This is a genomic window from Empedobacter sp. UBA5036 (assembly GCF_002415215.1).
GTDB classification, from domain to species: Bacteria; Bacteroidota; Bacteroidia; order Flavobacteriales; family Weeksellaceae; genus Empedobacter; species Empedobacter falsenii_B.
Genome location: NZ_DICC01000073.1, coordinates 25294 through 51957, shown reverse-complemented (window position 1 = coordinate 51957; position 26664 = coordinate 25294). Strand labels below are relative to the sequence as shown.

General features: G+C 32.2%; 25 protein-coding genes and 5 tRNA genes. 14 read left to right on the top strand and 16 right to left on the bottom strand.

The window, feature by feature from the left end:
* Positions 1-177: 177 nt before the first annotated feature.
* From B4J88_RS13895 to B4J88_RS13885, 3 genes are all read right to left on the bottom strand, one after another.
* Positions 178-248 (bottom strand) — tRNA-Cys (locus B4J88_RS13895).
* Positions 249-300: 52 nt separating this feature from the next.
* Complete coding sequence (gene folB / locus B4J88_RS13890; RefSeq protein WP_038334989.1) at positions 301-657, bottom strand: dihydroneopterin aldolase; 357 nt, start codon at positions 655-657, stop codon at positions 301-303.
* A 70-nt stretch (positions 658-727) separates the two neighbouring features.
* The gene (locus B4J88_RS13885) at positions 728-1330 is read right to left on the bottom strand and encodes a superoxide dismutase (protein WP_038334988.1); all 603 of its coding nucleotides are present in this window, start codon (positions 1328-1330) and stop codon (positions 728-730) included.
* A gap of 135 nt (positions 1331-1465) precedes the next feature.
* Between B4J88_RS13885 and B4J88_RS13880 the strand changes: the two genes are divergently transcribed.
* Both B4J88_RS13880 and B4J88_RS13875 read left to right on the top strand, forming a co-directional pair.
* Positions 1466-2671: a serine hydrolase domain-containing protein gene (locus B4J88_RS13880; RefSeq protein WP_291067868.1), complete on the top strand. Its 1206-nt coding sequence runs from the start codon at positions 1466-1468 to the stop codon at positions 2669-2671.
* Positions 2646-3353, top strand: coding sequence for a 3'-5' exonuclease (locus B4J88_RS13875; RefSeq protein ID WP_125348998.1), 708 nt, complete (start codon positions 2646-2648; stop codon positions 3351-3353). The genes B4J88_RS13880 and B4J88_RS13875 overlap by 26 nt, the downstream gene beginning before the upstream one ends.
* A 52-nt stretch (positions 3354-3405) precedes the next feature.
* On the opposite strand, the gene B4J88_RS13870 is transcribed toward B4J88_RS13875, so the two are convergent.
* Positions 3406-4827 (bottom strand): hemolysin family protein, encoded by a 1422-nt coding sequence (locus B4J88_RS13870; protein WP_280045420.1) that lies wholly within the window; start codon positions 4825-4827, stop codon positions 3406-3408.
* A 178-nt stretch (positions 4828-5005) separates the two neighbouring features.
* Between B4J88_RS13870 and B4J88_RS13865 the strand changes: the two genes are divergently transcribed.
* Complete coding sequence (locus B4J88_RS13865) at positions 5006-6742, top strand: ABC transporter ATP-binding protein (protein ID WP_291067931.1); 1737 nt, start codon at positions 5006-5008, stop codon at positions 6740-6742.
* A 131-nt stretch (positions 6743-6873) separates the two neighbouring features.
* On the opposite strand, the gene B4J88_RS13860 is transcribed toward B4J88_RS13865, so the two are convergent.
* The 5 genes from B4J88_RS13860 to B4J88_RS13840 form a co-directional block, all read right to left on the bottom strand.
* A tRNA-Glu gene (locus B4J88_RS13860) sits at positions 6874-6945 on the bottom strand.
* A 98-nt stretch (positions 6946-7043) separates the two neighbouring features.
* A tRNA-Glu gene (locus B4J88_RS13855) sits at positions 7044-7115 on the bottom strand.
* A 286-nt stretch (positions 7116-7401) separates the two neighbouring features.
* Positions 7402-7473, bottom strand: a tRNA-Glu gene (locus B4J88_RS13850).
* Positions 7474-7485: 12 nt separating this feature from the next.
* Positions 7486-7740, bottom strand: coding sequence for a 30S ribosomal protein S20 (gene rpsT / locus B4J88_RS13845; protein ID WP_038334974.1), 255 nt, complete (start codon positions 7738-7740; stop codon positions 7486-7488).
* 94 nt (positions 7741-7834) lie between these two features.
* Positions 7835-7906 (bottom strand) — tRNA-Glu (locus B4J88_RS13840).
* 218 nt (positions 7907-8124) lie between these two features.
* On the opposite strand from B4J88_RS13840, the gene B4J88_RS13835 reads away from it, so the two are divergent.
* Positions 8125-8757: a C40 family peptidase gene (locus B4J88_RS13835; RefSeq protein ID WP_038334971.1), complete on the top strand. Its 633-nt coding sequence runs from the start codon at positions 8125-8127 to the stop codon at positions 8755-8757.
* Positions 8758-8813: 56 nt separating this feature from the next.
* On the opposite strand, the gene B4J88_RS13830 is transcribed toward B4J88_RS13835, so the two are convergent.
* The 4 genes from B4J88_RS13830 to B4J88_RS13815 form a co-directional block, all read right to left on the bottom strand.
* The gene (locus B4J88_RS13830) at positions 8814-9521 is read right to left on the bottom strand and encodes a rhomboid family intramembrane serine protease (protein WP_286494940.1); all 708 of its coding nucleotides are present in this window, start codon (positions 9519-9521) and stop codon (positions 8814-8816) included.
* Complete coding sequence (locus B4J88_RS13825) at positions 9521-12088, bottom strand: DNA gyrase/topoisomerase IV subunit A (RefSeq protein WP_219034066.1); 2568 nt, start codon at positions 12086-12088, stop codon at positions 9521-9523. Before B4J88_RS13825 ends, B4J88_RS13830 begins: the two co-directional genes overlap by 1 nt.
* A gap of 4 nt (positions 12089-12092) precedes the next feature.
* Positions 12093-12560 (bottom strand): hypothetical protein, encoded by a 468-nt coding sequence (locus tag B4J88_RS13820; RefSeq protein ID WP_221854409.1) that lies wholly within the window; start codon positions 12558-12560, stop codon positions 12093-12095.
* A 93-nt stretch (positions 12561-12653) separates the two neighbouring features.
* Positions 12654-14504, bottom strand: a complete 1851-nt coding sequence (locus tag B4J88_RS13815) for a DNA topoisomerase IV subunit B (protein ID WP_125348938.1) — start codon at positions 14502-14504, stop codon at positions 12654-12656.
* A 107-nt stretch (positions 14505-14611) separates the two neighbouring features.
* On the opposite strand from B4J88_RS13815, the gene B4J88_RS13810 reads away from it, so the two are divergent.
* A complete protein-coding gene (locus B4J88_RS13810; protein ID WP_114998290.1) occupies positions 14612-15751 on the top strand; it encodes a methionine aminotransferase in 1140 nt (379 codons plus the stop codon).
* Positions 15752-15806: 55 nt separating this feature from the next.
* Here the strand turns inward: B4J88_RS13810 and ychF are convergent, their stop codons facing one another.
* Positions 15807-16898 carry a redox-regulated ATPase YchF gene (gene ychF / locus B4J88_RS13805; protein WP_125348936.1) on the bottom strand — a complete coding sequence of 364 codons (1092 nt, stop codon included), beginning with the start codon at positions 16896-16898 and terminating at the stop codon, positions 15807-15809.
* 82 nt (positions 16899-16980) lie between these two features.
* Positions 16981-17382: a hypothetical protein gene (locus B4J88_RS13800; protein WP_219034023.1), complete on the bottom strand. Its 402-nt coding sequence runs from the start codon at positions 17380-17382 to the stop codon at positions 16981-16983.
* A gap of 62 nt (positions 17383-17444) precedes the next feature.
* Here B4J88_RS13800 and B4J88_RS13795 point away from each other — a divergent pair, with 62 nt between their 5' ends.
* On the top strand, positions 17445-17957 hold the full coding sequence (locus B4J88_RS13795; protein ID WP_219034022.1) for a thioredoxin family protein: 513 nt from the start codon (positions 17445-17447) through the stop codon (positions 17955-17957).
* Between the two features lie 33 nt (positions 17958-17990).
* On the opposite strand, the gene B4J88_RS13790 is transcribed toward B4J88_RS13795, so the two are convergent.
* Positions 17991-18686 (bottom strand): ABC transporter ATP-binding protein, encoded by a 696-nt coding sequence (locus B4J88_RS13790; protein WP_291067867.1) that lies wholly within the window; start codon positions 18684-18686, stop codon positions 17991-17993.
* A gap of 243 nt (positions 18687-18929) precedes the next feature.
* On the opposite strand from B4J88_RS13790, the gene B4J88_RS13785 reads away from it, so the two are divergent.
* From B4J88_RS13785 to B4J88_RS13750, 8 genes are all read left to right on the top strand, one after another.
* Positions 18930-19751, top strand: coding sequence for a prephenate dehydratase (locus tag B4J88_RS13785; RefSeq protein WP_291067866.1), 822 nt, complete (start codon positions 18930-18932; stop codon positions 19749-19751).
* Positions 19748-20890 carry a pyridoxal phosphate-dependent aminotransferase gene (locus tag B4J88_RS13780; RefSeq protein ID WP_291067865.1) on the top strand — a complete coding sequence of 381 codons (1143 nt, stop codon included), beginning with the start codon at positions 19748-19750 and terminating at the stop codon, positions 20888-20890. The genes B4J88_RS13785 and B4J88_RS13780 overlap by 4 nt, the downstream gene beginning before the upstream one ends.
* Complete coding sequence (locus B4J88_RS13775) at positions 20887-21735, top strand: prephenate dehydrogenase (protein ID WP_291067864.1); 849 nt, start codon at positions 20887-20889, stop codon at positions 21733-21735. Before B4J88_RS13780 ends, B4J88_RS13775 begins: the two co-directional genes overlap by 4 nt.
* A gap of 46 nt (positions 21736-21781) precedes the next feature.
* Complete coding sequence (locus tag B4J88_RS13770) at positions 21782-22861, top strand: bifunctional 3-deoxy-7-phosphoheptulonate synthase/chorismate mutase type II (RefSeq protein ID WP_291067863.1); 1080 nt, start codon at positions 21782-21784, stop codon at positions 22859-22861.
* A gap of 6 nt (positions 22862-22867) precedes the next feature.
* Positions 22868-23788, top strand: coding sequence for a ribosome small subunit-dependent GTPase A (rsgA, locus tag B4J88_RS13765; RefSeq protein ID WP_291048011.1), 921 nt, complete (start codon positions 22868-22870; stop codon positions 23786-23788).
* A 103-nt stretch (positions 23789-23891) separates the two neighbouring features.
* Positions 23892-24164: a hypothetical protein gene (locus B4J88_RS13760; protein ID WP_221854400.1), complete on the top strand. Its 273-nt coding sequence runs from the start codon at positions 23892-23894 to the stop codon at positions 24162-24164.
* Between the two features lie 134 nt (positions 24165-24298).
* Positions 24299-24748, top strand: coding sequence for a D-aminoacyl-tRNA deacylase (gene dtd / locus B4J88_RS13755; protein WP_115002146.1), 450 nt, complete (start codon positions 24299-24301; stop codon positions 24746-24748).
* 19 nt (positions 24749-24767) lie between these two features.
* The gene (locus tag B4J88_RS13750) at positions 24768-26660 is read left to right on the top strand and encodes a DUF3857 domain-containing protein (protein ID WP_291048016.1); all 1893 of its coding nucleotides are present in this window, start codon (positions 24768-24770) and stop codon (positions 26658-26660) included.
* Positions 26661-26664: the final 4 nt, after the last annotated feature.

Here is a 26664-nt window from a genome sequence, read left to right as displayed (position 1 = left end):
ATCATCCTTATATATAATATTGTTGTTTTCACAATATTGCATAAGATAATAACTATCAAAAGCAGTTAATAGTTGATAGATTTAAAAGCTTTTCGATACCTATTGTGAGGTTTTTTTGTGGAAAAATAAATGGACGAAAATAAAAAAAGCACTAATCAAATTGATTAGTGCTTTTTGAGGTTCCTAGCGGATTCGAACCGCTGTGGACGGTTTTGCAGACCGCTACCTAGCCTCTCGGTCAAGGAACCATTCCCGTTGTTTTGGATTGCAAATATAGCAATAATTTCAGAAAAAAAAAGTTTAATACGATTTTTCTAAAATAACACTCACTTTTTCTACATGCCCACCAATAGGAGGATTCAGCTTAGATAATTTTACTTTTGCATATGTGACATTCGTAAGTTCTTGACCTATACGATCTAACACTCTTTTGCAAACATGTTCCAAAAGTTTTGAACGAATACCTACTTCTTCCTTCACAATTTTATTTAACGAAACATAATCCAAAGCATCAACCAATTCATCCGATTCTGTTGCTTTCGTAAAGTCTGCATGCGCTTCCAAATCAACCAAATAATCAGAACCAATACGTGCTTCTTCGTCTAAACATCCGTGATTCGAATATATTTTTATATTTTCTAAAATTATTACACCCATAGTCCAAAGATAAAAAAAGACTTGCGTATTTCTACACAAGTCTTGTATTGTTTAATTTTTTTAAACCTTATTATTTAGCAGATGCAAATCTTTCAGCAACTTTATCCCAGTTAATTACAGAGAAGAAAGCCTCGATATAATCAGGACGACGGTTTTGGTAATTTAAGTAATAAGCATGTTCCCAGACATCTAATCCTAAAACTGGAAATCCCTGAACATCAGCAACTGGCATCAAAGTAGAATCTTGATTTGGAGTTGATGTTACAACTAATTTTCCATCTTTTACGATTAACCAAGCCCATCCAGAACCAAAGCGTGTTGCAGCAGCTTTAGAAAACTCATCTTTGAAAGCTTCAAAAGATCCAAAAGCAGCGTTAATTGCATCAGCAACTTCTGCAGTTGGTTGATTAGCACCACCTGGAGTTAAAATTTCCCAGAATAAATTGTGATTATAAAAACCTCCACCATTGTTACGAACAGCTGGTTTGTCAGTTCCTTTTGCTAAAATTTCTTCGATTGTAGCGTTTGCTAAATCAGTTCCTTCAATAGCAGCATTCAAATTATTTGTGTACGCAGCATGGTGTTTATCATGGTGAATTTCCATTGTTTTTGCGTCAATATGAGGTTCTAATGCATCAAATGCATAAGGTAATTTTGCTAATTCAAAAGCCATAATATTTATTTTTTAGATTTAATTTTCTTGTATAAAGATACATAATAACTCAACAAATATGATTCCGAAATGATAGAATTTTAACATTATTTAATAGTAAAAGCTTATTTTAGTAAAAGATTCTAAATTTTTGAAATGAAAATACTTTGGAAAATAATAAAATGGTTCATCATAATCATTTGTGTATTAATCCTAATTCTTTATGCAACAGGGAATGACTACATTTTTCGTGGCGTAAAATTAACCTATATGAAAGGTGAAAGCACTGCGAATATCAACGATCACAAAGATTTTGATAACAATGTAATTTTGGCAGATGCACCGCGAGTTTGGCATCAACATTTAGATTATAATCAATTTTCGCTGTCAGCTAATTTCGAAAAGGAGATGAACGATTTCGGAACTGCTGGATTGGTTATTATAAAAGATAATCAAATTTTGAGCGAATATTATTTTAATGGATATGCGCAAAATGATATTACCAATTCTTTTTCGATGGCGAAAACATTCACAACAATGATGTTGGGAAAAGCGATTGAACAAGGTTATATCAAAGGTTTAGATCAAAAAATAACAGATTTCATTCCTGAATTTAAAGATGATAAATTTGGAGCTGAATGTACCGTTGGCGATTTATCTGCGATGACATCTGGTTATGATTGGGACGAAGATTATTATTTCCCACTCAATCCTACTGCTAAAGCGTATTATGGTGATGATATCGTTAAACAAATGTTAGATCGAAAATTTGTTTCTCAACCTGGCGGACATTTCAAATATCAATCGAGTGACACGCAATTATTAGGAATTGTGATTGAACGCGCAGTGAAAAATAAATCGTTATCGCAATATTTTCAAGAAGAATTTTGGCAACCAATGGGTATGGAATTAGATGCGCAATGGTCGAAAGATAATCCGAAAGGAATGGAGAAAACCTATTGTTGCTTCAATGCGACAGCGCGAGATTTTGCCAAACTTGGGCAATTATTATTGAATGATGGAAATTGGTACGGAAAACAAATTTTGGATTCAGCATTTGTTCAGAAAATGGTTTTACCAAACAAAAAAGCGTTTGGACCAAATGAACCACAAATTTATGGTTATTCAGTTTGGATGGATTACAATTACAAAACGCCTTTTTATGCAATGTTAGGACATTTGGGACAACGTATCATTGTAATTCCTTCAGAAAAATTAGTTGTTGTTCGAACTGGAAAAACGCATAATGATCAGCCAAATAATCGTCCAATTGCAGATGGCGATGTTTATCGATTGGTAGACGAAGCGATGCGAATTAATCAAAAAGTGAAAGAAAATGATCCAACGAATTCAATACAGTAAAATATTATTTTTAGACATCGAAACGGTTCCACAAACCGATGATTGGAATCTTTTGTCTGAAAGAACACAAGCTCTTTGGGAAAAGAAAACAGCTTATCAACGCAATAATAACGAGATTTCTCCTGAAGAATTCTACCACGAACGCGCTGGAATTATGGCTGAATTTGGGAAAATAGTTTGTATTTCGGTCGGAATTGTGGTCAAAGATTCTTTTATTCACATCAAAAGTTTTTATGAACATGATGAGAAAAAATTGTTAGAAGATTTCAATTCAATGTTGATTGAAAACTTTTTCAAGCCTGATCATATTTTATGTGCGCACAACGGAAAAGAATTTGATTTTCCGTACATCGCTCGCCGAATGATGATTAATCAAATTGAAATTCCAGCTATTTTGCAATTATTTGGTAAAAAACCATGGGAAGTTCAGCATTTGGATACAATGGAATTATGGAAATTTGGTGATTACAAGAACTTTACATCCTTAGATTTATTGGCAAATGTTTTCGAAATTCCAACTCCAAAAGATGATATCGATGGTTCACAAGTTGCGCGTGTATATTACGATGAAAACAATGTTGAACGCATCAAAGATTATTGTGAAAAAGATGTTGTAACCTTGATTAATGTTTTCAGGAAAATGCGCTACGATCAACCTTTACAACGAAAAGAAGATATATAAAAACAAAAAAATCCGCTCAATGAGCGGATTTTTTTGTTTTTATATTTAATGATTAATTTTCATCATCTTCTGCTGAATCTGGTTCATCGCGGAAGTTTTCAATCAATTCATCTTTCACTTTCAATTGTACTTGCTCAACAGAATTTCGGTACATTTTGATAATTGTTCCTGTATATTCTTCCAAATCAATCAAATCTCCTTCCGTTAATTCCTTATCAGGATAACATTCAGAAATCAATCCAGCCAGCGTATCATAATGTTCGCTTTCTTCGAATCTAAACGGTACTAAACGATTAATATCGCTTATCGCATTGTGTGCATTTATATTATAAACACCTTCAGAAACACGAGAAACAATTGGATCTTCGTTATCATATTCGTCTTGAATTTCTCCAACCAATTCCTCCAAAATATCTTCCATCGAAACAATCCCTGCAACTTCACCAACTTCATTTGTTACAATTGCAATTTGCATATGTTTTTTCTGAAATTGTTTCATTACATTTTTAATCAACGCATTTTCTGAAATAAAAATTGGCTCACGTAACAATCCTTCAATTTCAGTTTGATTTGGATTTTCTAACAATTGCTTGATTAAATCTTTTGCGTAAATGACACCTTTTATATTATCAAATTCTTCTTCGTAAACAGGATAACGCGAATAACCTTCATTAATCGCATAATCTAATGCATCTTTTACAGAAGTATTAATATTAATTGCTGAAACATTTTTACGCAACGTTTGAATATTCATCACACGACGATCATCAAACTCAAACACATTTTGAATTAAATTACGCTCAGATTCTTCAATTGCTCCACCTTCAGAACTTTCTGTAATAATCATTTTCAACTCTTCTTCTGTGTGAATTTCTCCACCATGAATAGGATGAATTCCAACCGCACGCAAAATAACAGTTGCCAAACCATTCATTAATACAATAAGTGGTTTGAAAACAAAATAAAATGCACGAAGTGGCCAAGCTACTGTAAATGTAGTTTTTGTTGGATACTGAATTGCGATAGATTTTGGTGCTAATTCACCAAAAACAATGTGCAAAATAGTAATGATAACGAAAGCTGCTGGGAACGCAACATTATGCGCAATCGCTGTCCAAGAAGGAGAAGTTAAACCAACTACTTCAAAAAGTTTTACGATTACAGGAGTTAAAGAGCTTTCTCCAACCCAACCAAGACCAAGCGAAGCTAATGTAATACCTAACTGTGTTGCGGCAAGATAAGAATCTAAATGATTAACGATTCGTTTTGCAGCATTTGAAGTTCTTTCGTTAATATCTTGATTAACTTCAATTTGTGACGAACGTACTTTTACAATTGCAAACTCGGCTGCAACGAAAAAACCATTTAATAAAACAAGGAAAATTGTAAGCAAAAGTTTTGCTACAGAAATTTCATCGGCGACATTGTGATTAGCGACTAAAAACAATGTCGAAATCTGGGAGTATGTATCCATTCTTCGAATTTAAAAAACTGACTTGTTATAAGTTTTTATAAGTCAGTAAATCAATACATCTAAATTAATAAAAAAAATTAAAAATCACAACGTTTTGATTCGTAGCAAAATTACAAAATTTATAAATACAAAATCTTAGAAATTATTGATTCGAGAAAATGATTAAAAAAATCACTAAATTTCCACTTCATTTACCAAGCAACAATTTGCCATGCAAAAGCAAGATTTACATTATATTATCGAAGTCAAAAATTTATCGATTTCTTTTGGAGATAAACAAGTTCTGAATAACATCAATTTCAAAGTAGAACAAGGCGATACATTAGGAATTGTTGGAGAATCTGGCTCTGGAAAGTCGTTAACTTCATTAGCTATTATGGGTTTATTGTCTCCTAATGCGACAATTCATCCCGAAAGTGAAATTCTTTTTCGTCAAGATGATAAAATGATAGATTTACTTAAGCTTTCGCCTAAAGAACTGGAAGAAATAAGAGGAAATGAAATTGGAATGATTTTTCAAGAACCGATGACTTCTCTAAATCCAAGTTTGCGTTGCGGAGAACAAGTGGAGGAAGCGATTCGTTTGCATCAAAATTTATCGAAAGAAGAAGCTAAAAAGAAAGTTCTTCATCTTTTTGAACAAGTTAAATTACCAAATCCCGAACGTATTTATAAAGCTTATCCACACGAATTATCTGGTGGACAAAAGCAACGTGTAATGATAGCAATGGCGATTTCTTGTGAACCCAAATTATTGATTGCCGATGAACCAACAACTGCTTTGGACGTTACAGTACAAAAAGCGACATTAGATTTGTTGAAAGAATTACAAGAAAAAAATAACATGAGCATGTTGTTTATTTCTCACGATTTGGGCGTGATTGCGAATGTTTGTGAAGAAGTTTTGGTGATGTTTCGTGGTGATGTTGTGGAACAAGGAAATGTAGAAACAATTTTTAATCATCCGAAAGAAAATTATACAAAAGGATTAATTGCTTGTCGACCTCGATTGGATGAACGCGCAAAACGTTTACCTACGGTGAAAGATTTCTTAGAAAATCCAAATTTCGAAACTGAAATCTATACAGAAGAAGAACGCGAAGCTTTTCACGAAAAAATTTATGCAAATCCTCCAATTTTAGAGGTTAAGAATTTGAAGAAATACTTCTATCCTTCGACTTTATTTGGAAATGCAACCATCCCGAATGTAAAAGCTGTCGATGATATTTCGTTCAAAGTTTATCCAGGTGAAACAATGGGCTTGGTTGGCGAATCGGGTTCTGGAAAAACAACATTGAGTAGAACTGTTTTGTTATTAGAAAAACCAACTGCTGGCGAAATTTATTATAATGGTATAGATATTACGAAACTGAAAAAAGAGGAGATTCGTAAATTAAGAAGAGAGATTCAGATTATTTTCCAAGATCCATATTCAAGTTTGAATCCCCGACAAACCGTTGCGCAAATTATTACGGAGCCAATGCAAGTGCATAAAATTGGTCAGAATAAATCGGAACGATTACAAACGGCTTCATCTCTTTTGCAAAAAGTAGGTTTATCAGATCAAGATTTGAACAAATATCCGCACGAATTTTCTGGTGGGCAACGTCAACGAATTGGGATTGCTCGTGCTTTGGCTTTAAATCCTAAATTTATCATTTGTGATGAATCTGTTTCTGCGTTGGATGTTTCTGTTCAGGCACAAGTTTTGAATTTATTAAATGATTTGAAAACAGAATTTGGATTTACCTATATATTTATCTCGCACGATTTGGCGGTTGTAAAATATATGAGCGATCAATTATTGGTGATGCAACACGGAGAAATGAAAGAATTGAACGATGCAGACAAGGTTTATGCGCATCCGACAACAAACTATACCAAAGAATTGATAGAAGCTATTCCAAAGCTATAAAAGGATCTTTTATAAAAGCAAAAAGCGTTTGAAGTTTATTTCCTCAAACGCTTTTTTATTGATCGCAATAAATCAATATAAACTAAACTATTTCAAAATAAAAAAAGCATCCAAATCTGAATGCTTTTTAGTAGTCCCTAGGGGAATCGAACCCCTCTTTCTAGAATGAAAATCTAGTGTCCTAACCGATAGACGAAGGGACCTCCTTTCGTATTATTGTGGTGCAAAAATAAACGTTTATTTTTTATTACCAAACAATTTTCGAAAAATTTATACTATTTTTTTTAATCAAGTCAAATTGTAGTCCCTAGGGGAATCGAACCCCTCTTTCTAGAATGAAAATCTAGTGTCCTAACCGATAGACGAAGGGACCACTTAATATGAATTAATTAATTCGAATATTATTTATTTTGAATGAACGTCATTTTGTGTTGGGAGTTGTAGAAAAGTCGATGTATAATTCTAATAATTTGAACCAAGTTGAATTATACAGCGACATTTTCATTCCCGATTAATCATCTAAACATTATGATTAACCTTTACAAACAAAACACAAAAAACAATTTCCTTTACACAGTATTCTACTGGTTGTTTAAAAAATCAACAACTATGAACAAGGAAAAAAAAGATTGCAATAATGCAATCCATCTATTAATTTGTAGTCCCTAGGGGAATCGAACCCCTCTTTCTAGAATGAAAATCTAGTGTCCTAACCGATAGACGAAGGGACCACTTTTATTTTATTAAGCTAATCCCGCAATATGTTTCGCTAACTTTGATTTTAAGTTTGAAGCTTTATTCTTGTGAATAATGTTTCTTTTTGCTAACTTATCAATCATTGAAGAAACTTTCGGAAAAACTGTTTCTGCTTCATTTTTATCAGACTCAGATCTTAAAGCTTTAATAGCTGTACGAGCTGATTTGTGATAATATTTATTACGATCGCGTCTTACCGCTGACTGTCTAATTCTTTTTAATGCTGACTTATGATTTGCCATAACTTAAATCTCTTTCTATTTTAGTTCGGCAAAGATATAAACAAATATTTTATCTCGCCAAATTAATTTAATAATTTTCTAAAACACTTTTATGTAGCCCATAGGAGAATCGAACTCCTGTTTCCAGGATGAAAACCTGATGTCCTAACCACTAGACGAATGGGCCGCATGACGGCTTAACCACTTGTTGTGAAAAGCGAGTGCAAATGTAGAACAATTTTTTGGACTTCCAAATATATTTAAAAGTTTTTTTGAATATGTTTTTGTTAAAAAATGTTAAGGAAGTTAATATTTTGTCAAAACAACTCTTATATATAATGAGTTATAATTTTAACAATTACTTTAGCGGTGCTATTAAAATTTATACAAACGAATACTCAATATATGAAAGCATCGATATTAGGTGTAGCTGCAGTGGTTTGCACGATGTTTATTACATCATGTTCATCTTTAACCCCAGTTAGTGAAGCTACAGAATATTCTTCGAGAAGTTTCGTACCGAAACCAAGAGCTATTGAAGCTCAAGCTAAAATAATCAATAAACATGCCAATTTAGATGTTACACCAATAGAAATTAACGATGAAGCGAAATCTATGGTTGTGTTAAACAGCGTTTTAGAAGAAACGAATGAATTGTTTGCAGGGTTTTTATTAAAAGAAGCAGAAACGTATATTGGTACACCTTACCGATACGGAGGCACAACAAGAAGTGGTATTGATTGTTCTGCCTTTGTTAGAAACGTTTTCGAAACTTTCAATAAAAATTTACCTCGTGTATCTGCAGATCAGGCAAGAGAAGGTTTTACAGTTAGTACAGACGAAGCAAAGGAAGGAGATTTAGTTTTCTTTGCAACAAGAGGTCGTGGTAGAGTTTCGCATGTAGGAATTGTTCATGGAAGAAATAAAGATGGAGTTTTAGAATTTATTCATTCATCTACTTCTCAAGGTGTTATGGTATCTTCTTTAAATGATAGATATTGGGGACCAAAATTCTTATACGTAAAAAGAATATTATAACATTATCATAAAAAAAGCATCAAGTAATTTTGATGCTTTTTTTTTGTCTTATTTTTTTATTTTCGATGTTCTCTCAAAATCATCACAAGCAATACAATTAATGGAACAATCATTCCTAAAATATAATATGTATTGATTTGTAAAATTGTTGGATAAAATAATATTGCAGATAATAATCCCACAATTGCTCCACCTAAATGCGCTGAATGCCCGATGTTCCCTAAATTAGTTTTCATTCCATAAACTGAATATCCTAAATATAAAATTCCGAAAATCCAGGCTGGAATTGGTAAAGCAAAAAATAATCTTAATTCCATTTCAGGAAAAGCTGCAATTGCAGCGAATAAAATCCCTGTGACTCCTCCAGAAGCTCCTACTGCCGAATAAAAAGTTTCTTTCTTGTGAATCAACAAAGACAAAAGATTTCCGCCAATAACCGCTGCAAAAAAAACTAAAAGAAACATTCCGTAACCTACATTTAGTTTAGCATTCGAAAAGTCTCCTAATAAAAATCCTTCTGGACTTGCAAAAAAACCGATAACAGGATTCGCAAAAAAGTAAAGAGTTAACATATTGAATAACAAATGAGTAAAATCAACATGTAAAAATCCTGAACTTAAAATTCTATAGTATTCCTTATTATATAATATCGACCCTACTTGGAATTTATATTTTTCAAAAAAAGCTAAATCGTTAAAACCTTTCCAACTTACCAAAACATTCAATCCAATAACGACTAATGCCACAATAGAGATGTCTCCCATTATTCTTCTATATTTTCTTCTTCATTATTATCCTCCTCAATCGCATCAAATAGCGTCGGCTGCGGCTCTTCTTCTGACTCCTCCTCTTCTTCTGGTTCTTCGAATGGAAGCGGTTCTAACACATTAATCTGTTTTAATTTATATGTCGTCAATTGATTTCCTTGCGCTTTAATTCCTTTAACTGTAATAAATTCTTCTAAATTTATCACTTCTGGTTCTTTTTCTAAACCTTTTACTTTCGGGAAAATCAACTCAATAACTGGTAAATAATCTGTCGAAACAACTTTTATTGATGATTTACCATCTTCTAACGTATAAAAAGTTTGTGGAGAAAATGTATCTTCTAAAAGGAAACGTTTCACAAAATAACGATCTTTTTCTGCATCATAATACACGCAAGAAATCGGTTTTGAAGGTTTCCATTTCTCGATAATTTCTAAATCTTCGTCAAAACGATTACTCAAATCAAACGAAACCAATTTTGCTTCACCTTTTTTATTAATCGTTAAAATTTTATCATCACCCTTAAAAGAACCTAATAAAATCCCCAATCCATCTGCATTTAGGCGTTTTGTATCCGTATCAAACCAAATTTGACGAGGTGCTAAAGTCGAAACTCCTTCCTCTTTCAATTCTACTTTTTTGATTGGATATTTTGTTACTAAATTTCCTTTTGATGCACGACCTTTAATCGCTAAATCAGCAAAATTAATATCAAATTTTAATTTTTTGATTCGTTGATGAGTTTTTAAAATAATTGATACAACTTCGGCTTCTCCATTTGGATTTGCTGAAAAATACAACACTTCCGAACCTTTATTACCAGCCGTTAAATCATATTCTTTATCGCGAGTAATTCCCGTTACAGCAAAACGTTTTTGATAAGCCGGACCATTTTTACCATCGCGATAAATCAAGTTATAAATGGTACGTTTATCATTTTTATGCCAAATTCCAACATGAATAATTCCTTTTCCAACAAAAGTTTTTGCATCAACTTTTGTCACAATCATCGAACCATCATGTTTGAAAACCACAATATCATCAATATCAGAACACTCGAATAAATACTCGTCTTTTTTCAATGAAGTTCCGATAAAACCTTCGTTTCTATCCACATAAAAACGTGTATTTGCAACGGCAACTTTTGTCGCATCAATCGTATCAAATGTTCTAATTTCTGTTTTACGTTCTTTTCCTTTTCCGTATTTTGTCTTTAGGTTTTTGAAATAATCGATCGCATAATCAATCAAATTTGCTAAATGATGTTTTACATTCTCGATTTTATCTTCTAATGATTCAATAAATTGTTGTGCTTTATCTAAATCAAATTTTGAAATACGTTTGATTCGAATTTCTGTTAAACGCGTAATATCTTCTTCCGTAACTGGACGAATTAAATGCGCAATATGTGGCTTCAGCCCTTTATCAATCGCAGAAATTACACCTTCCCATGTTTCTTCTTCTTCGATATCGTGATAAATTCTATTCTCGATAAAAATTCGTTCCAACGAAGAAAAATGCCATTGTTCTTGCAGTTCATCTAACTCAATTTCTAACTCTTTTTTCAACAATTCAACTGTATTGTTTGTATTGTGAATTAAAATTTCAGAAACTGTTAAAAATTCTGGTGTTTGTTCATTAATCACACACGCATTTGGCGAAATAGAAATCTCGCAATCCGTGAATGCATACAATGCATCAATTGTTTTGTCTGGACTACTTCCTGGAACAAGATGAATTAAAATCTCAACTTCAGCCGCTGTATTATCTTCAATCTTTTTGATCTTGATTTTACCTTTATCATTGGCTTTTAAAACTGAATCAATCAAAGATCCTGTCGTTGTGCCGTAAGGAATTTCCGTAATTTTTAACGTTGTTTTATCTTCTTGCAAAATCTTTGCACGAATACGCACTTTACCACCACGCAATCCATCATTATAATCGGAAACATCAACCAATCCAGAAGTTAAAAAATCTGGGAAAATTTGAAATTTCTTTCCTTTCAGATGTAAAATTGACGCATCAATTAACTCATTGAAATTGTGTGGCAAAATCTTTGTTGACAAACCAACTGCAATTCCTTCTACTCCTTGTGCCAAAAGCAAAGGAAATTTGATTGGAAGATCAATTGGTTCTTTATTTCGACCATCATAAGATGGTTGCCATTTTGTAGTTTTTGGATTATAGACAACTTCTAACGCAAATTTAGTTAATCGAGCTTCGATATAACGCGACGCAGCTGCTCGGTCACCAGTGTAAATATTTCCCCAGTTTCCTTGCATATCGATCAACAATTCTTTTTGACCAATTTGAACCATTGCATCAGAAATCGCCATATCACCATGCGGGTGATATTTCATCGTATTTCCTACAATGTTCGCAACTTTGTTATATCGTCCGTCTTCCAACTCGCGCATTGAATGTAAAATTCTACGCTGAACTGGTTTCAACCCATCATAAATAGATGGAATTGCTCGTTCTAAAATTACATAAGAGGCATAGTCAAGAAACCATTCTTGGTACATACCAGAAACCTTCTTGATGCTCTCTTGATTGTCTTGCATCATGTTAAATAGCTACTTCTACATTGTTTTTGACCATACAATTAGACTCCACAATTTTGTCTAATTCAGTCAAAATAATATTAATATTTCGGTTAGAAATGAATGCTAAACGAAATTTGACTTTTGTTAAATTGGTAGGATTCTTTTTACTGTTAATATAAAAGACAACGTTTTTTGAAAGAATTCCTTTCTGAAAATCGTATTTGATCAATTTATACTTCGGTAAATCGATTTTGTTCGTTTTTGAATCTAAGAAGGATAAAAATCCAACATTCTTCGTTTCAAAAGTTATGGTTTCACCTTTTGTGTCTATCGCAAAAAATTGATTTCCACTTTTATAGCTTACATAAATAAACAACGCTATAAAAATTGCAACAACATAAGGTGGTATTATGTGATACTTGTAAGGTAAAATACCAGCATACATAATAAGGTTTAGAATGATTAAAATAACGATGGTGAAATTTAGCATTTTAAAGAGCTGTATCACATTTTTATTATTCTTCTTCATATTTATAAAATAGGTGTTTAGGTTAGATAGAAAGTAAGTTTTTTATATAATATTCTAATTTTTAATAGCTTCTACAGCCAAATTGTTAATAATAAATTCTTGTCTTGTTGGTGTATTTTTTCCCATGTAAAATTCTAAAAGACTTTCGATGGTTTGATCTTTTCCAATCATTACTGGTTCTAAACGAATATCTTTTCCGATAAAATGTTTGAACTCATCTGGCGAAATTTCACCTAATCCTTTGAATCGTGTAATCTCTGGATTTTTAACTTCTTCCAACGCTTTTATACGTTCTGGTTCAGAATAACAATAACGTGTTTCCTTCTTGTTTCTCACACGAAAAAGTGGTGTTTGCAAAATATACAAATGTCCCTCTTTGATCAATTCTGGGAAAAATTGTAAGAAAAATGTAATAATCAACAAACGAATGTGCATTCCATCGACGTCAGCATCAGTTGCAATTACAACATTATTGTAACGTAAATCTTCTAATCCTTCTTCGATGTTTAATGCCGCTTGTAAAAGATTAAATTCTTCGTTTTCATAAACAATTTTCTTTGTCAAACCGTATGAATTCAACGGTTTTCCTCTCAAACTAAAAACCGCTTGCGTTTCTACACTTCTACTTTTGGTAATCGATCCACTTGCCGAATCTCCCTCGGTAATAAAAATAGTTGTATCTAAACGTAATTCAGCTTTCGGATCATTATAATGTTGACGACAATCGCGCAATTTCTTGTTATGTAAACTAACTTTTTTGGCGCGATCACGCGCTAATTTTCGAATTCCAGAAAGCTCTTTTCGTTCCGTTTCTGATTGTTTAATCTTGCGTTCTAATGCTTGCGCAACTTCTGTATTTTTATGTAAAAAGTTGTCAAGATTCGTTTTGATAAAATCATTTACAAACGTGCGAACCGTTGTCATTCCTGGTCCAATTTCATTCGAACCAAGTTTAGTTTTTGTTTGCGATTCAAAAACTGGCTCAATTACTTTGATCGAAATTGCTCCAATAATTGATTTTCTAATATCCGCAGGATCATAATTTTTATTATAAAATTCGCGAACAGTTTTCACAACAGCCTCTTTAAAAGCTGTTAAATGTGTTCCTCCTTGCGTTGTATTTTGACCATTCACAAAAGAATAATACGTTTCCGAATATGATTTCGAGCTGTGCGTCATCGCAATTTCGATATCTTCTCCTTTCAAATGGATGATATCATAAATTGTTTCTTCCTCGATATTATCATTCAATAAATCTTTCAATCCGTCTTTCGAAAAGAATTCTTCTCCATTGAAAATAATTTTCAATCCTGGATTTAAGTAAACATAGTTTTTCAACATTTTGTCTACATATTCTTTTCTGAATTTAAAATTCAAGAAAATCGATTTATCTGGGATAAATGTAATTTTAGTTCCTTTTCGTAAAGATGTTTCTTTTTCATCTTCTTGATTTGCTAAAATCCCTTGCTCAAACTCTGCAATACGTGTTTTTCCATCTCGAATAGATTGCACTCGAAACGATGTTGACAACGCATTTACAGCTTTTGTACCAACACCATTTAAACCAACCGATTTTTTGAAAGCTTGTGAATCATATTTACCACCTGTATTCATCTTAGAAACGGCGTCAACCATTTTTCCAAGCGGAATTCCACGTCCATAATCACGAACCGTTACCTCATCTTCGCGCAGATTAATTTCGATTGTTTTTCCTGCACCCATCACAAATTCATCGATACAGTTATCTACAATCTCCTTCAACAAAATATAAATTCCATCATCTTGAGACGAACCATCTCCCAGCTTCCCAATATACATCCCAGGTCGCATGCGAATATGTTCGCGCCAATCAAGGGTTTTGATATTGTCTTCCGTATAATTTACTTGTTGATCTAATTCTGACATTTGAGTTGTTGAGTGTTAAACGAGTTTTACAAAAATAAGAAAAAATTTCCTAAAAATATTAAGGTTCATTGTTTTGATTTTGAGCAAAAACGACCTAATTTACCAATATGATAAAATCTAAACTACCCAATGTTTCGACAACCATTTTTTCGGTAATGAGTCAATTGGCAAATGAACATCAAGCGATTAATTTAGCGCAAGGTTTTCCTGACTTTAATGCAGATTCTGAATTAATTAGTCGTTTAAATTATTATTCAACACAAAATTACAATCAGTACGCGCCAATGACTGGCGTCGAAAAATTGCGTGTATTACTTTCAGAAAAATATTCTAATCTTTATCAATCTGATTACGATTTTCAGAATGAAATTAACATTACGAGTGGTGCAAGTCAAGCGATTTTTAATGTTGTTTCTACATTAATTCATCCAAATGATGAAGTAATTATTTTTGAACCTGCTTACGATTTATATCAACCAACGGTTGAATTATTTGGAGGAAAAATTGTTCCAATTCAGCTAAAATATCCTGAATATTCTATCGATTTTGAAGAATTGAAGAAAAAAATTAATGATAAAACGAAATTGATTATCGTTAATAATCCGAATAATCCAACTGGAAAAATTTTATCCGAAAATGATTTAAAACAATTTGAACAAATCCTAAAAGATTCAAATTGTTATTTGCTTGCAGATGAAGTTTATGAGCACATTACATTTGATGGAAAATCGCATCAAAGTTTTGCAAAATTAAAATCAGTAAAAGACAAGATTTTCATCGTAGGTTCTTTCGGAAAATTATTTCACATAACTGGTTGGAAAATCGGTTATATTTTAGCCGAAAAAGAATTGATGAAAGAGTTTAGAAAATGTCACCAATTCAATACTTTTTCTACGCATACACCATCACAATATGCAATTGCAGATTATTTAGAAAAACCTGATCATTACTTGCATTTGAATGATTTTTTTCAACAAAAAAGAGATTTATTTGTTAAAGGTTTAGCTTCAACAAATTTTGAAGTTTTGCCTTGCGAAGGAACTTATTTTGTAAGTGCAAATTATGCTAAAATAAGTGATTTATCTGATGATGAGTTTGCAAAACAGTTAACCATCAAAAATAAAGTTGCGACAATACCAATTTCAGCATTTTACCATGATAAAACAGATAACAAAGTAATCCGATTTTGTTTTGCTAAAAAGGATGAAACACTTTTAATGGCTTTAGAAAATTTGAAAAGTTTGTAGAAAAATAAAAGCTCAATCTTTCGATTGAGCTTTTTATATAGATATAATTTAAATCTTAAACATTAAACAAGAAATGCATAATATCACCATCTTGTACGATGTACGCTTTTCCTTCTACGTTTAATTTTCCTGCTTCACGACATTTAGATTCTGATCCGTATGTAATAAAATCCTCAAATTTGATTACCTCTGCACGAATAAATCCTTTCTCGAAATCGGTATGAATAACTCCAGCCGCTTGTGGTCCTGTAGAACCTTTTTTGATTGTCCAAGCACGAACTTCTTTTACACCTGCTGTGAAATATGTCTCTAAATCTAACAATGTATAAGCAGAACGAATCAAACGATTAACTCCTGGCTCTTCTAATCCTAATTCTTCCAAGAAAATTTGACGCTCATCAAACGTTTCTAACTCGTTGATATCAGCTTCTATTTGTGCCGCTAAAATTAACACTTCTGCGTGTTCATCTTTTACAGCTTCTTTCACTTTTTCTACCCATTCGTTTCCGTCTTTTGCAGCAGACTCGTCTACATTACATAAGTACAAAACTGGTTTAGAAGTAATCAATTGTAACGAATCTACAATTTCTTGCTCTTTTTCGTCCAAATCCATTTCACGAACATTTTTCAACTCTTCTAAATGAGCGATTACAGCTGTTAAAACTTCTACAACTTTTTGTTCGTCTTTATTTCCTGCTTTTGCTGCTTTTTTAGATTTATCGATACGTTTTGTAACTGTATCCAAATCTTTCAATTGCAACTCAATATCAATTGTTTCTTTATCACGCAATGGATTAATAGAACCATCAACATGTGTAATATTTTCGTTTTCGAAACAACGTAAAACGTGAATAATTGCATTACACTCGCGGATATTTCCTAAAAATTGATTTCCTAAACCTTCTCCCTTACTTGCTCCTTTTACTAAACCAGCAATATCTACAATTTCTACAACCGCAGGCACAACGCGCTCTGGATTTACAATTGCTTCTAACTGATTTAGACGAGTATCTGGTACAGAAACTGTTCCTACATTTGGTTCAATTGTACAGAAAGGATAATTCGCCGATTGCGCTTTTGCATTCGACAAACAGTTAAATAAAGTAGATTTACCAACATTAGGCAATCCAACAATTCCACATTTCATATATGTTGTCTCTTTTTTTAATGATTGAATATTAGAACGATGTTCTAATAATTTTGTGCAAAGATAATGATTTCCATTAAATTTATTTAACCGAAGAAACTCTGTTCAATTTTATATTTAATACATTTCCAGAATATGATTTCATTTCACCATAAAAACAATCGCAAGTCGCATTATAAGTTAAATCATAATAATTAGAAGTTTTATCAAGATTTATTTTTCTGAATTTGAGTTGAGGAAAATTAAACACAACAGAATCTGTCACATCTTTTTCATAACCATCTTGAAAATCAAATTCTATTTTTAATTTTGATTTATTTCTTGAAACATCCATAACCGCATCACTCTTTGTCAAAGGAACTTCTACCACTTTCGATTTATAATCCAAAAAATCTTGTTTCCATTTTCCTTCAATTGTTTTTATATTATTGGATGCGCAACTCACAAGAAATAGCAAAAAGATAAATCCTAAAAAATGTTTCATAAGTGTTAATTTTTTATTGAAAATACAATTATTTATTTACATTTACTTAAATACTTATTACAATGAAATTAAAAGCCTTAATCGTAAGTTTTATGATTGCTTTCGCAGGAATCGTAAACGCGCAAACAGCAACAGAAATATTAACAAAAGCTCAAAACCAAGCGAAGGTTGAAAATAAAAATGTCTTTTTAATTTTTCATGCTTCTTGGTGCGGATGGTGTAAAAAGATGGAAAAAAATATGGACGATCCAGCTGTGAAACCATATTTTGATGCGAATTATGTCAAAACATTTATTACTGTACAAGAACGTGCAGAGAAGAAAAATTTAGAAACTCCTGATGGAGATGCTGTCAATGAGAAATTAGGTGGTAAAAATCAAGGTTTACCTTTTTGGGTAATTTTAGATTCGACTGGAAAAGTTTTAGAGGATTCTCGCGTAAATGGAGAAAATCTTGGTGGTCCTGCTTCTGAAGAAGAAGTAAATCACTTGATTGCAAAACTTGAAAAAACAACGAAAAACGATAAAGTTGATCCAGAAAAAATCAAAGAAGTTTTTATATTGAAAAAGAAATAATTCACAAAAAAATCCGCTAATGAGCGGATTTTTTTATTGTGTTAAAACATGAAAAGCTTCTTCCAAGTTTTTATATTGTCCTTTAAATTCTTCTATCGGTTGATCGGCTACAATTTTTCCTTTATTCAAGAGGATTACACGCGAACAAAGCGCTTCTACTTCTTGCATAATATGTGTCGAAAGTATCACCGTTTTTTCTTTTCCAATTTCTTTAATTACCTCTCTAATTTCAATAATTTGATTTGGATCCAAACCATTTGTAGGCTCATCCAAAATCAAAATTTCTGGGCGAGAAATAATCGCTTGCGCCAATCCAACACGCTGTTTATATCCTTTAGATAATTGATGAATTTTCTTATGTTTTTCTGGTGATAAACCTACTTTTTCAATGACTTCATCAATTTTTGATTTAGGCACATTTCGAATATTTGTTACAAATTCCAAATACTCTCTTACATACATATCCATGTACAATGGATTATTTTCTTGCAAAAATCCAATCAACTTTTTCGATTCAATTGGTTGCGTCGAAACATTAAAATCATTCACAGAAATTTCACCAGAATCTGCATTTATTGCATTGGTAATACTTTTCATCAATGTCGATTTTCCTGCTCCATTTGGTCCAAGTAAACCAACAACTTCGCCATTATTTATAGAAAACGAAACTTTGTCTAAAGCCATCTGTTCACCGTATTTTTTTACTAAATCTGTAATGATTATTCCCATTTGATGAAAAATTTTCGATAAAATTAGCAAAAAAGATTTGGATAACTGAAAAATTATTTTTTAGATTTGTAGAACAATTAGAAAAACGAAATGGCAACATTCAATTATTTTAACGCATTCTTTTTTTACTTTTTTGGATATTATCCAGGAGAGCAGGGACTGCGTTGTCAAAATTGATTGTTAACATTCATAATAAGATAATATAAAGTCCCGCAATTTGTGGGACTTTTTTTGTGGAAAAAAATGAAAGAAAGAGTTGCAATACAAGGTTACATTGGTTCATATCATCACGAAGCTGCCAATAATTATTTAGGAAATGACATCGAAATTGTAGAATGCGACACATTCAAAACTTTAGCAAAGTCACTTGCAAAGGGAAAAGTTGACAAAGCAATCATGGCAATTGAAAACACAATTGCTGGAGCAATTTTACCAAACTATGCGTTGCTAACGAAATACAATCTGAAAGTTGTTGGAGAAATTTATTTATCAATCCAACATCAATTGATGGTCAAAAAAGGAAAAACTTTAGACGATGTAAAAGAAGTTCGTTCGCACCAAATGGCATTGTTACAATGTGATAAGTTCCTTGAAAAACATCCAACATGGCGAGTTGTAAATGATATCGACACCGCATTAACAGCCAAAGATATTGTAGAACAAGATTTGAATGATGTTGCAGCAATTGCGTCGAGAAAAGCGGCAGAAGTATATGAATTAGACATTTTAGCTTCGAGTATTCAGACGTTTCAAGATAATTTTACTCGCTTTTTTGTATTGCAACGCGAGCATAACGATTACGAAGATTTCAACAAAGTTTCGATGCGTTTTTCTGTTCCACACCAGTCTGGTGCTTTGGTTGACGTGTTAAATCAAATTGCAGAATGTGGAATAAATATGGACAAAATACAATCTGTTCCGATTATTGAAAAACCTTGGGAATACTCTTTCCACATTGATATTACGTTCGAGCAAAAAGAACAATATTATGAATTGCATGGAAAAATTGCACGAAAATTAACTGATTTAGAAATATTAGGCGAATATAAACTGGGGAAAAAATGATAGCAGAAGCCCAACGATTACAAAGTGTTCAGGAATATTATTTCTCGAAAAAATTACAAGAAATAACGAACATGAAAACCGACATTCCAATTATTTCATTAGGAATTGGAAGTCCAGATTTACAACCTCATCTAGATGTGATCGAGGAATTAATCAAAAGCTCACAAAGCGGAATCAATGGCTATCAGAGTTATCGTGGAGTTCCAGAAATGCGCGAAGCTATGGCAAGTTTTTACAAAAACAAATTTGATGTAGACGCCAATCCTTCAACAGAAATTTTGCCACTTATGGGCTCTAAAGAAGGAATTATGCACATTTCGATGGCATTTTTGAATGAAGGTGATAAAGTTTTAATTCCAAATCCTGGATATCCAACTTATTCATCTGTTACAGAATTAGTGCAAGCAGAACCTTTATTCTACGATTTGAAAAATGAAAATGATTGGCTTCCAGATTTTGATCAGTTAGAAAAATTAGCCGAGCAAAAACCAAAAATTATGTGGCTCAATTATCCACATATGCCAACCGGAGCCAAAGCCCCAAAAGACGTTCTTAGAAAATTAGTAGAGTTTGCAACTCGTCACAATATCTTAATCGTAAATGATAATCCGTATAGTTTTATTTTGAACGATGAACCGACAAGCATCTTAGGAATTGAAGGTGCAAAAGATGTTTGTATCGAACTGAATTCATTAAGCAAAACCTTTAACATTGCAGGTTGGCGAGTAGGAATGGTGATTGGAAAAGAAAGTTTTATTAATTCTATTCTAAAAGTAAAGTCAAATATGGATTCGGGAATGAATTTTGCGATACAAAAAGCCGCGACAAAAGCTCTTTTAGTTGATGATTCTTGGTACGATGAATTAACAAAAATTTACGCAGAAAGACGAAGAATCATTTGGGAAATCGCTGATATTTTAAATGTAAAATATAATCCCAATGCAGCAGGAATGTTTATTTGGGCGAAGCTTCCAGAAGGAAAAGATGATAAAAAATTTATTGATGAAATTTTATACAATAAAAAAGTATTTATTACACCAGGAAGTATTTTCGGAAGCAATGGTGAAGGATTTATAAGATTTTCACTTTGCGCACCTGTCGAGAAGTTGATTGAAGTAAAGAGAAGATTAGAAGCATGAAAATAATTTCAGTAATCGGTTTAGGATTAATCGGAGGTTCTTTTGCTTTAGCGTTAAAAAAAGTTGGTGTTGCCGAAAAAATAATCGGTGTTGATCAAAATATTGAACATCAAATACAAGCTTTAGAATTAGGAATTGTAGATGAAATTGCTCCTTTGAATGAAGCGCTTTCTCAATCAGATTTAGTGGTAATTGCAGTTCCAATTAATTCAATTCAAAATGTTTTACCAGAAATTTTAGATCAAATTAATGATAAAACAATTGTAATGGACATGGGATCGACAAAAGCTGGAATTTGTAAAAAAGTAGCAAATCACCTCAAAAGAAAACAATTTGTTGCTACACATCCAATCGCAGGAACGGAAAATTCTGGGCCAAAAGCAGCTTTTCCTGAATTGTTTTTAAACAAAGTTGCGATTTTGTGTGATGTTGAACAAAGCGAAAAAGAAGCAGTAAAAAAAGTGAGAAAAATTTATCAATCGCTTTGGATGAATGTCAAAACAATGACTTCGGATGCGCATGATGCGCACATTGCGTACGTTTCTCATCTTTCACATATTACATCTTTCGCTTTAGGACAAACAGTTTTGGAAGAAGAAAAGAATGAAGATGCAATTTTTGATATGGCTGGATCTGGTTTCGAATCTACAGTTCGTTTGGCAAAAAGTTCACCAGATATGTGGACGCCAATTTTGATTCAGAATCGAGAAAATTTACTCAATGCTATTGATGCTTATCAAACACAAATTTCTAAAATCAGAAAAATGATCGAAGAAAAAGATGCAGAAGATATTCATCAATATTTAAAAAACACAAACGACATACGTCGAATATTAAATAAATAATTACTCTCAAATAAAATAAATATTAAACCTTAAATTTGTAAATGTTATGGAAAACAATAACTGGATAAAAGAATACGACAAACCAATGATCATCGCTGGACCTTGTAGTGCAGAAAGTGAAAAACAAATGATGACAATCGCCGAAGATTTGGACAAAGATTATGTGCAAGTTTTCCGTGCGGGAATTTGGAAACCTCGTACTAAACCAAACTGTTTTGAAGGAGTTGGAGCAATCGGGTTAAACTGGTTGAAAAAAGTAAAAGACGAATTCGGAATGAAAATCGCAACTGAAATCGCCAATGCAAATCACGCAAAATTAGCGTTAGAATATGATGTTGACGTTTTATGGATTGGAGCTCGTTCTACAGTAAACCCTTTTACTGTACAAGAAATTGCAGAAGCTTTACGTGATACAGATAAAACTGTTTTGGTTAAAAATCCTGTAAATCCAGATTTAGATTTATGGATTGGTGCTTTGGAGCGTTTAGAAGGTCAAGGAATCAAAAACTTAGGTGCTATTCACCGTGGTTTCTCAACGTACAAAAAGACGAAATACCGTAACGACCCACAATGGCAAATTGCATTAGATTTCAAAAATAAATTGCCAAATGTGCCAATTATTTGTGATCCATCACATATTTGCGGAAACAGAACAGGATTGTTCGATGTTGCGCAACAAGCCTTCAACTTCGAATACAATGGATTGATGATCGAAACGCATAACAATCCTGATGAAGCTTGGTCTGATGCAGCGCAACAAGTAACACCAGCTCGTTTATTAGAAATCTTAAAAGATTTAGAAATTCGTGTTTCTGATGATCCAGATGCAATTTACAAAACTGGAATTCAAAATTTACGTCATCAAATTGATGAATTAGATAACTCTATTTTAGATGCAATTGCTCAACGTATGAAAGTTGCAAACTCTATCGGAGAATTGAAAAAAGAACATAATGTGGCAGTTTTTCAGCCAGATCGTTGGAAACAAATCAAAGATAATTCTGTAAAAGCAGGAGTTTCTTTAGGTTTATCTGAAGATTTTGTTGACAAATTATTGCAAGCAATTCACCAAGAATCTGTTGCGCAACAAAACCAAATTATGGTAAAAAAAGAAGAAAAAATTTAAACAATATTGAAAGGAATTGTCATAAAATCTACTGGTAGTTGGTATCATCTTTTAACCGAAGATGGTGCAACCTATCAGGCAAGAATTAGGGGAAAATTTAGAATAGCCAATATCAAACATACCAATCCAATTGCTGTTGGAGATGAGGTTGAGTTTGAGATTGACAAAGATGATATTGCAGTCATTACAAAAATTCATGATCGCAAAAATTACATCATACGAAAATCTGTTAATCTATCCAAAAAAACGCATATTATTGCCTCTAACATTGATGTTGCTTTTTTGGTTGTAACGCTTTCTAATCCCAAAACTTCGTTTGGTTTTATTGACCGTTTTTTGATTACTGCCGAAGCTTATCATATTCCTGTTGTAATTTTATTCAACAAAATGGATTCATACACGGAAGATGAAATGGCTGAGTTAGAAATTTATAAATCAATTTACAATTCTATCGGTTACGAAAGTCTTGATATTTCTGCTGAAACTGGTCTAAATTTAGATCTTGTAAAAAATCGAATGAAAGATAAAGTGAGTTTGGTTTCGGGACATTCTGGCGTTGGAAAATCAACGTTGTTGAATACTTTAAACCCTGATTTGAACCTAAAAACGCACGAAGTTTCTGATTTTAATAGCAAAGGACAACATACCACAACTTTTGCACAGATGTACGAATGGCCTTTTGGAGGTTTCATTATCGATACGCCTGGAATTAAGGAATTTGGTTTGGTTCATATCGACAAAACCGAATTACAAGGTTATTTTCCTGAAATTTTAGAACTGAAACACAATTGTAAATTTGATAATTGTATTCACGTTAACGAGCCAAAATGTGCTGTACGTTATGCAGTAGAAATTGGTGAAATCGCAGTTTCTCGCTACGAAAATTATCTCACTTTTTTAGAAGAAGATATTTATACCGAAAAATAATAAAAAAGCCGTTTCTTATGAAATGGCTTTTTTATTTTCTCAAATTACGGTTTCACGTAAAAATAATTCAATTTCTCATTTTATTTTTGTTAAAATTAATTGAATGAGCAATTTATCCGTAAAAATCGCTTTAGATTTTGAGGAATGTACAAAGGAACAAAAAGAAAGATTTTTATTGCATTTAGAAGATTTAAATTGGAAACCATTAAATCCAAATAAATTGTGGATTGCTGAATTTGATAATTCTGAAAATAAAGAAAACAGAATAAAAAATATAGAACAAGAAATCATCAATGCAAAAAAAATGTCAAAGCTCTATGAGTTATATTATGCGATAATTGCAGATGAGGAAATCTATTTTAACCAACTAACTTAAACCTATAGCGATTGCTTTCTAAACTTAAATTACAACAAACGTTATAACACATTTAAAAGATGAGTTGTAACGTTTTTTTATTTGTTAATAATTTCTTAAATTCAAATCGATTTTAAATCAATAAAACTAGAATTATGCGAGTGATTTTACAGCGTGTGCAACATGCTTCTGTAATGGTAGATGGAGAAATAACAGGAAAAATTGAAAGCGGAATTTTGGCCTTGGTTGGTTTTGAACCTGATGATACGAAGGAAGATTTTGAATGGATTTCGAAAAAAATAATTAAACTCCGAATTTTCAATGATGAAAATGATGTGATGAATTTGGATGTACAGCAAACAAATGGAGATATTTTGGTTGTGTCTCAATTTACGTTGCATGCGTCTACGAAAAAAGGAAATCGTCCGTCATATATCAAAGCGTCAAAACCGGACATAGCAAACGTACAATATGAAACATTTTTGAACGTTTTAGAATCAAATTTCAAGCCTGTACAAAGAGGAATTTTTGGTGCAGATATGAAAGTCGAATTATTGAATGATGGTCCTGTAACCATTTTTATCGATTCAAAAAATAAAGAATAACTTGATTAACAGATATTGAATGAAACAAACTCTACTTTTTTCAACTTTTTTGATTAGTTCATTTTCTTTTGCGCAAAACTATGCAGTCGATCAAATTCCAGCCGATTTGATAAAAGATGCTTATGCTGTTGTACGAAAAAATGAAGAAAAAATAGAACTTCTAAAAGTTGATGAATTAAAATATACGGAAGACGTTGTCGTAACAGTTTTGAGTAAAGCAGGCGATAATTATGTTGGTGCGCAAGCGAATTATGATGCAAATACGAAAATTGACTTATTCGAGGCAACTTTGTATGATGCAAATGGAAAAGAAATTAAAAAATTCAAGACCAAAGATTTTGGTGACCAAAGTTATGTTACAGGTGGACAAATGTACACGGATGATCGCATAAAATATTTGAATTATACTCCAACAAATTATCCTTACACGATACATTATAAAATTGTTACAACGAACAAAAATACACTTTGGATTCCGCGTTGGTCACCTATACGAGCAGCAAATTTATCAATCGAAAAATCGTCTTATCAATTTGTAAATAAAACATCTTCAACTATTCGATTGAAAGAAGATAATTTTAAAGATTTTGACATTGCAAAAACAGGAGATAACAATAATTTGAGCTATTCATTAAACAATGTTTTGGCATTTAATGAAGAAGATCAAATGGTTGGAAGTCAAAAAATATTTCCTCGCGCTATTTTAGCTTCAAATCAGATCAATATCGATGGTGTTAAAGGAAATTTTGACAATTGGAATGATTACGGAAAATGGACTTTTGATAATTTAATTCGTACAAAATTAGATTTTACTCCAGCTCAAAAATCAACTTTTCAAAACATGGTAAAAGATGCAAAGTCGGATGAAGAAAAAGTTCAGATTTTGTACAAACATTTGCAAAATAAAGTTCGATATATTGGTGTACAACTGGGAATTGGAGGACTTTCGCCTTTTCCGAATTCTTATGTTGAGAGCAAAAGTTATGGCGATTGCAAAGCCTTATCTAATTATATGATTGGAATGTTAGATGCAGTGAATATCAAATCGTATCACACCATATTATTTGCTGGAAATCCAATTGATATTGATGAACAAATGATGTATCAACAAGGGAATCACATGATTGTTTATATACCTCTAAATGGAAAAGATATTTGGTTAGAAGCAACAAGTCAAACAGCTCCTTATAATTATTTAGGTGATTTTGCAGGAAATAGAAAAGTATTAATTGTTGATGAAAAAGGCGGAAAAATTATTCCTTCGCAACAATTCAATACAGAAGATAATCAATTATTCGTCAATGGAAATGCAACACTTTTAGCAGATGGAACATTAAATTTTGATTTTTCTGAAACTTCCAAAGGTTTGATTTATGAGAATTTTGCAAGATTTAATCAATTAAGCGAGAAAGATCTTGATGTTCGTTTAAAAAATCGATTTTCTTACTTACAAGGAATATCATTCAAAAAGAAAGAATTTAATAATGATTGGAAAAATGCTGTTTTTACTTCAAATTTCGAGTTTTCAGCACCAAATTATGCTAAAATTCAAGGAAATAACATCATTCTGAATATTATTCCAGTGAATAAAGAAGAGACTTCTGTCAAAAAAATGAAAGATAGAAAGTTTGATTTCAACATCGAGACAGGATATGTTGACGAAGTTTCGTATACATTGACACTTCCTTCTGGTTATAAATTACCACAAAAATTTGATGCTATAACTGTGAAATCTGCTTTTGGAGAATATCAATTAGAAATCAATCCAAAAGAAAATAATGCATTCGAAATAAAACGTATTTACAAACAATTTTCTGGAACTTTTTCGAAAGAAAAATACAACGAATATGTAGAATTTAGAAGACAAATTTCGGGTTACGACAACACAAAACTACTTTTAGAAAAATTATAACACT